This window comes from Stygiolobus sp. CP850M, assembly GCF_037389425.1.
GTDB lineage: Archaea > Thermoproteota > Thermoprotei_A > Sulfolobales > Sulfolobaceae > Stygiolobus.
In genome coordinates, this window is the sequence record NZ_JBBHKR010000074.1 from 1 (window position 1) to 7,334 (window position 7,334).

General features: G+C 37.4%; 8 protein-coding genes, 1 tRNA gene and 1 pseudogene. 5 read left to right on the top strand and 5 right to left on the bottom strand.

Annotation, left to right across the window (positions count from 1 at the left end; all coding sequences use genetic code 11):
- Window positions 1–397, top strand: a 397-nt coding sequence (locus WIW89_RS09605) for a phosphopantothenoylcysteine decarboxylase domain-containing protein (RefSeq protein ID WP_337720590.1), incomplete at its 5' end; no start/stop codon positions are given.
- A 132-nt stretch (window positions 398–529) separates the two neighbouring features.
- Window positions 530–604, top strand: a tRNA-His gene (locus WIW89_RS09610).
- Between the two features lie 74 nt (window positions 605–678).
- On the opposite strand, the gene WIW89_RS09615 is transcribed toward WIW89_RS09610, so the two are convergent.
- The 3 genes and pseudogenes from WIW89_RS09615 to WIW89_RS09625 form a co-directional block, all read right to left on the bottom strand.
- Complete coding sequence (locus tag WIW89_RS09615; protein WP_337720591.1) at window positions 679–804, bottom strand: putative integrase; 126 nt, start codon at window positions 802–804, stop codon at window positions 679–681.
- 161 nt (window positions 805–965) lie between these two features.
- Window positions 966–1,639, bottom strand: a pseudogene (locus tag WIW89_RS09620) (IS6 family transposase).
- A 939-nt stretch (window positions 1,640–2,578) separates the two neighbouring features.
- Complete coding sequence (locus WIW89_RS09625; protein WP_337720592.1) at window positions 2,579–2,884, bottom strand: type II toxin-antitoxin system RelE family toxin; 306 nt, start codon at window positions 2,882–2,884, stop codon at window positions 2,579–2,581.
- Between the two features lie 297 nt (window positions 2,885–3,181).
- Here WIW89_RS09625 and WIW89_RS09630 point away from each other — a divergent pair, with 297 nt between their 5' ends.
- Entirely contained in the window at window positions 3,182–4,240 is a 1,059-nt protein-coding gene (locus tag WIW89_RS09630; protein ID WP_337720593.1) for an ISH3 family transposase, read from the top strand.
- A 563-nt stretch (window positions 4,241–4,803) separates the two neighbouring features.
- Here the strand turns inward: WIW89_RS09630 and WIW89_RS09635 are convergent.
- Both WIW89_RS09635 and WIW89_RS09640 read right to left on the bottom strand, forming a co-directional pair.
- Window positions 4,804–5,457 (bottom strand): hypothetical protein, encoded by a 654-nt coding sequence (locus tag WIW89_RS09635; protein ID WP_337720594.1) that lies wholly within the window; start codon window positions 5,455–5,457, stop codon window positions 4,804–4,806.
- 75 nt (window positions 5,458–5,532) lie between these two features.
- Window positions 5,533–5,748, bottom strand: a complete 216-nt coding sequence (locus WIW89_RS09640; RefSeq protein WP_337720595.1) for a hypothetical protein — start codon at window positions 5,746–5,748, stop codon at window positions 5,533–5,535.
- 482 nt (window positions 5,749–6,230) lie between these two features.
- Here WIW89_RS09640 and WIW89_RS09645 point away from each other — a divergent pair, with 482 nt between their 5' ends.
- Together WIW89_RS09645 and WIW89_RS09650 are read left to right on the top strand one after the other, a co-directional pair.
- Entirely contained in the window at window positions 6,231–6,371 is a 141-nt protein-coding gene (locus tag WIW89_RS09645) for a hypothetical protein (RefSeq protein ID WP_337720596.1), read from the top strand.
- A gap of 36 nt (window positions 6,372–6,407) precedes the next feature.
- Window positions 6,408–6,776 (top strand): hypothetical protein, encoded by a 369-nt coding sequence (locus tag WIW89_RS09650; protein WP_337720597.1) that lies wholly within the window; start codon window positions 6,408–6,410, stop codon window positions 6,774–6,776.
- Window positions 6,777–7,334: the final 558 nt, after the last annotated feature.

Consider the following 7,334-nt stretch of genomic DNA (forward strand, 5'->3'; position numbering starts at 1 on the left):
AGCCCCTGCGGACTTCAGACCAGTGATCACTGCAGAAAGCAAAATCGATAGCCATACTGTAGTTCCAGAGGTCAAATTGGAAAAAACTCCTAAGATCTCTTCAACGATTAGGAAATACGACATGTTCTTAGTGGGTTTTGCTGCCGAAACTGCTAAGGATGATGAAGAATTAATAGAGAAAGCTAAGTTAAAGAAAGAAAGACACAAGTTTGATATGATTGTCGCGAATAATGCTAGGAGAAAAGATATAGCTTTCTCGTCGGAGTTCAATGAAGTCATCGTTATAAGTGACGACAAGATCGAGAAGCTAGGTAAGGATTACAAGAGCGTAATAGCAAGAATTTTGTTAGACAAGATAAAAGAGGAATACATGAAAAGAAAGGGGAGAAGTAATTGAGTCTTTAAGCGTCTTTCTGCACGCTGTCGGAAGATTGGTTCTCCTTATTGTAGCGTAGTTTGTTGAATGATATTCAGCTTTAAGTTTAAATTCTACAACTCGTTAAACTCTAATTGGCTGGGACACAAAGTGGCTCGGGTAGCTCAGCCTGGTTAGAGCGACGGGCTGTGGACCCGTAGGTCCCGGGTTCAAGTCCCGGCCCGAGCCCTCATTAGGGGGATACCCCCTAATACCCCCAATGTTATTTTCTTTCATTTTTAGATACGATTCAACTACGTCAGCTAAAGACCTACGTAACGTTCCCTTGAGTTACCGTCCTCATACTCTATCTTGTAAACATAATACCGACCTTTTCTTTCGCGTAAAATATAGTCGCCGAATTTATAACGACGTTGCTTTTCGCCCAAGAACGCCCACCGTATTATGGTTGCCAATTCGCGTTTATAAGCATTGGCAACCCATCAATTTTTGCCGTGATTTGTGTAGAGTTGAAAGAAGACGGCAAAGATCCCTTATTTGTGCGAAAAATTGAATTTTGTCTAAGCAGCTGTGAGTGCGGACAACATTTTCACTCATTTGAAATATTTAGATTTATTATCACCCCCTTATCTAACAAATACACCAAGCAGTAAAGGATGTTATAGATAAGGAAATAGGTTGCAAACCACCTCTCGATCGTCTTTGCGTTAGAGTTGGAAGTGTTTGTCCATTGGTGAAAGCCTATGTTTGACACTCCTAAAACCTTGTTCCGCATAGTCCCTTTTTCCGAACGTTACCCTCTTGTGACTCACGTTAAGCCAAGTGAAATTGTGTATTGAAGCACCATCGTGCAAGTATACTACCTCGTCCACCCTCTTGAAATACTTACTGGCTAACTCCTCCATGCCCCTCATTGCAGTGAGAATTACTAGCACATGAACACCACTCCTAGCACTCCTCACCATGAAGAAAGGCACAGCCCTAGTCTTAACATCCCTAACACAAGTAATAATCCCCCTTAACACTCAGAACCTTAGTCTCATCAACAGCATAACTCAAAGAAACAACATACCTAACATAACTCAACCTCCTAAAATAGTACAAGAGTGTAGAATGTGGTAAACTAACCCTCCAAGAGGACAAACCACACAAATATTCTGCCATCGCTTGGGCTACTTGCTCTCTAGTGTAAAACCTTGACTTAACATTAATATACTCAAATACAATTTGGGTGAGCACGGGAACTTTCCACTTGATTCCCATGTGCTCACCAAGATAAAACCCCGTGCTCACCCTTAAATAGTATTACGCGAAAACAAGTTCTTACAGAACGAGAAAAGATTATTGAATAAAATTATATTAAATTAACAAAATTGTTGACCACACTCAGGAGCCTTAGCCATAGCCATTAAAATTAATTGTGTAATGGTAAACCTTGACTTATGTTTCTCTATCTTAACTTCCATAAAATTTCATTAAGAATTTTCCCTTAATAAACCTTAACTAGGGTTAACAAAGTGTTACCTCCTTAGATGGGGCTGAAAATGAGTTCCCAAACTGGAAATAGTAGGGTTAACAAAGTGTAGTATTTAGGGACATTAATGTAAGAGCCGGGCTACTGCAAGCAAAAAATCGCGGATCCGGGCAGGATTAATTCTTAGGAGCTCCTTAAGTGCTGCATGCAGCAAAAGGACTACTAAGAAGCTCCGTAAAACAATAAGAAGGAGTTGGGGGTACATCGGTACCCATGAGGGTACCTCTACCCCCCGGCACTCTGATAAGAGGGTGCGTATAAATTAGGAGTACCGGGGTCAGCCCGGTACCCAACCCGCGGGTATTAGGTACCCCTTATACCTGACGAGGTACCTCGATCTATATTAACATTACAAAGATTTATAAGTTTTTTTGGATCCGCACAGAATTACTTTGAATTTTTCTCAGTAAACTGGGAGAGTTTATTGAATTTTTCTAACGGGAATAGAAAGCCGAGATCCCATATATGTGCTTATACTGCTTACTTAACAATTTTTTAAATTGGATGAGAAGAAACTCTATTGGCAAATTGTTTTAATAACCTCTTTGAGAAGTTTATACATATGAGAATTGTTGAGGACAAGTACGGTAATAGGTTTCTAGAGATCGAGAATAAGGAAGATTTTAGGAAATTTAAGGAGGATTTATTAAAGAGGGCTAAGGAAAAGGCTAATGCCCGTAAACCTTCTTATGAGACCCAACCTCCCAAATGAAAACTATGCAATTTTTTGAATCAACGCTATAAAGTATCCTTATATCCCCACTTACTTCTATGGAAAACATAGTATTTCCGTATATATCTTTTCCCAACTTCTCCCTGGAGTATTTGAAAGGGTTCTCTTGCAACAACTCCAATTTCTCTAAAATCAGCATGAGCAATTTATCATTGAATTCATCAGTAGCGAATTCTATGAATTCCTCATAGCTCTTAGCCTTCTTCAGCTGAAACCTTAACTTCCACTCTCTGCAAACCACTATAAAAGATATAGAGAACTTACTTTAAAAATCTATTTCTATCTCTTTTCGTATATTATCTCGCTAGAAATAATAGTTGTAATAATGGTAGTTATGTAGTTGTGTTGCTGCAAACAGCATTAGTATCCCCATGAGAACAGCTACACCGTTTGCGGTAGACCCAAAATCATATTAGAAAAAATATTTCTGATAGGATAATATCTAATCCGTGAAGATAAAGAAATTTATAAGAGTGCAAAGAATTGAAGAAAGGGTTTAAGGTGAGGGAGATAGAGTATTACCGTGTGATTAACCAAGATGGTGATACCCGGTCTCCCTCACCAAAATAACATTCAACAAATAGGATATAAATTACTTTCCATGCTAAACTTTAATGGAAAGAAAGGAGAAGAAGTAGCAAAAACCCTCATCTCCGCGTGTTTATGGAACGACTCTGTTGAGAACAAGTCCAAAGCGTATGACGTATCCCCACAGACCGTGAGGAACTACGTAGAGAAACAAGGGATAGAAGTAATTGAAAAACTATTGGAAAATGCTAGGAAAATATCCTTAGAAGTACTGAAGGGGGTAAAAGAGATAGATCTTTCAATTGACTGGACAACAAAGACGTGGTATGGGAGACCAGTGAAAGGACTCGGGAGCTCTGAAAAGGGAAACTCGTGGAACTACGCAACTGCAACAACCAAGTATAAGGGGAGAATACTTTTACTTGCCTTTATTCCGCAAGTGAACGGTATGACTAAGGAAGAGATAGTGAAGGCTCTAGTGGAGCAAGTTGTTGCAATGGGGTTCAAGATAAGGTTGATAACACTTGACGCCGGTTTCTACACTGTGGATGTGATCAACTTCATTTCACAGTTTAATTACATAATTGCTGTCCCGGTTGGTTACGTTAAGGTTTATGAGGAGTTTGATGGTGATTATAAGACTAATAGTAAGAGGCATAGGAAGGATGAGCAAGTCAAGTTCAGACTTCTCGTGTACAGCAGGGAAAAAGTGAGGAGAAAGAAGAAGAGGTTTGTTTATTTTGCTAGGGCTACTAATCTAGACTTGCCCAAGAGGGAAGTGTTGAATTTATACAATAAGGTGAGAGGTCCAATAGAGACGTCATATAGGAACATTAAGGCTTTTCTCCCATTTACTAGTTCTACTAAGTTTGTTTTCCGCACGTTGATCTTCGTACTAGCCCTTGTACTCTACTCTTTATATACCGTAATCAAGGATGAGATGGGGAAGGAGGAGTTTAGATTATTATTAATTCTTTTATTTTTTCCAGATTTATTCAATCCGGAGAATTTTACAATTAATCTAGTGGAAACACTTATTTACACTATAAATTTATTTTTAAGGAGGTGATTTTGGGTCTACCGTTAAGGAAGAGGACAAGAGAGGCTATTTGGAACTCTTACTACAACTAGGAAGAAATATAACGTCGAGATAGTTGTTACCGATGGCGTTAAGGCACTAGACCGTGCTATTAACTCTTCACAAATGAAAATAAAGAGACGATACTGCATTGTACACATGAAATACAATATGACTAAGGGCGAGAGAGAAGAGTTAGATAGACTCATCAAATCGGCTGAAGAAGGAGAAACTATGATTGGCAAGTACGGCGTGCTTAATTGCCTTAAAACACCGAGGTAGGTGTGGAAGTGGCTTAAGAGTGACAACCTTGTCGAGTCTTTTAGTTGTGGAGAAGAAGCGTTTTGACAAGTCCTATTGCCCCTTGGAGAATTTTACAAATCGCACGGATTATTGCAATGGAGTTACCTAGTCATTAATTATCTCATAAGTGTAATATTATTACGGTTATCCCTATTTTTATTTTTATTCAGTATATATTTAGATTTCCTCCATAGAATTATGTTAATTATAAGAAAAATCACAATTCCAAAGAAAACATGAACTACCTATAATTAAGGTCTTGCGAGTATTAGCCATAATTCGTTAACATATGCTGTATTATCTAACTCTTTCGTTATCGTAATCTGAACAATGTATAAGTTACCTATTTTTTGGGTCGATGCAGTAAGATAGTAAGAAGCTTCAACAAAACCTATAGAATACAGTGTCACATTATAAGTCTCGTTATCACAAGTTATCAGATAATGATAGGCCTCTCCACCGGTATACGTCACAGAGCTCGGATTCGGAAGAAGCTCAACTTTTATACCGTTAGCTTGAATTTTTTGAGGAGTGTAGTCAGAATTTTCGTAGTATACATGTAAGATCAAGTATTTATATAGTACATGACCTATGGATACTGTACTCCCGTTTATAAACGTAGCATTTAATATAAACTCCTTAGAGAAGTTGGAATACGGTTCGTAAATTAGGTACATCCACGTCTTATTTTCCTCTGTAGCATTTAGATAAGTTTCTTTTGCATCAATTAAGATTTTCTTAGCATAATCTAGTTCGGTGGAGTTTTGGCCAATAGTTGAGTTACTAGTAATACTCCCTAGATTATGCTGAGATTGTTTATGATTAAATATGAAATATAGGCTAGCAGAAATGATTAATATAATAATAAATAAAGTAAGAAATAGGAAGAGGTTCTTAAGATTCATTGATCTCACCAAATCTTTTCCCCATTGGAATAATGGTTTCCTCCTATCTTATAGCCCACATATAATTTTCCAGGACTAATTAGTTTTATTTGCATATTCTCCCATATACTCTTTTGGTACATTATAGTAACCATTACCATTTATACCTTCATATGCATAAACATTCAGCCATCTAGTTGAGGTCCACGGCTCTATTAACCAGTTAGCGTCCTCTACTTTGAATACATTCCCGTCTCCTAATGCTAAAAGTTCTTGTTCGTTGATATTACAAGCTTCTAATATACCACCCACTGGTGTAGCTACATCTGTATCATCTTCTAGAACGTATATATTATAGAGAGTTGCTGTACTCCAATCAACAAAATAAAGATAAACCTTATTAGTACCATTATTTTGAGGTATAAGCCTTATTCCGAGCTCATAAACCGTATTAGGTTTTGGCTTAAATTCAACACCATTTATCTTGAACGGGGTACAAGCAAAATCACAACTTAATTGAGGATTTGTTGTACCTGCTGATATATGCCATTTCCAATTAGGATGATAACCTAATGAAGTTTGATAGAAATATTTTTTGTAGACACGGATGCCCAGATTACGATTAGACCGGTCAAATATACTTTAGTCAGACTATAAACCTACAATATCTGATACCCGATAAACAAGTCTTCTTTGAGGTTGAAGATACGCTAAATGGGACTACACCGACTAATTTCCCAATCATTCCTTCAAGTAACTACATATTTATTGATGCATCAGCATCAAATAGCTCAGTGATATATGCAACCGAACTTTCACTCTATAACGGTGTAGAATTTGTGATGAAACCACCATCTGCAATGGCGTATGTAGTCCTAACGTTTGGCATTGGAAGTAATAATATGGGGACTCAAGGAGTCCAGTATTACTGGTGAATAAATTATATAAGCTAACATTTCTTCTTTACTTTAATGAGAAACATAATTTTACCTATATTAGCAGTAACTCTAGTTCTTCTCGGTATATCGTTCTATCTACACCCAGTAAGAGGCAGTACTACAACTACCACCACTACAAATACTACTTATACCAATACTACATGGACTAATACCAGTTTACCTCCACAAATACAACAATTAGTAAAAGAATTAGCTAACATTCAAACGCCGATTATATTCGGTAATGAAACACAAACTACAACAACACAAACAACATCCGTTCAGACATCTACAACTAAAGTTACCTCCCACCAGTGGTACGTTCAGTACGCCCCAGAAATTGTGATAGTGATATTGTTAACCCTTCTAGGACTTTTATACAAGAGACGTTCAAAGAAATAGCCCCTTTATAAACTAACTTTCTTTTTTGCGCCTTATGAAGTGGAGGCTATCTTTACTACTGTTAACTCTTTTACTCTTACCTATCTTCTTTTTACCGTCAAACGGGGCTATATGTTTTGGTTAGGGTGGCGGGGCTAACTACTTTTAAGTCCGTAGAGAAAACGTAATGCGTCTGGAGTTTCATTTGATCACCTTAATTTTCATAATCTAAATCGTCTGACTTTCTCCCCGCCAGCGAGGGTTCCCCTCATTTACTTTCAGTTTTTTATCTAGGATTAACGATATTATCTATAGGTACAGAATTAGTAGATTTACCTATAAGCCTAAAATTTATCATAAAATAAAACATTTTCACGCCTAGTTTTATTCTATCTTTCTTTGTACAGTATAACGAAAGAATTTAATATGTAATTTTCTATGGTATCTCTTATTTTTCCATAAGAGTCAATAAACGTCCTACTAGAGGAAATGGATTAAAATAGGCAAGTAAAAATTCCTTCTCAGTAGTTCCTCAGTACGGCGGATATCCACCACCCTGATATCCGCCGTAAGGGCCTC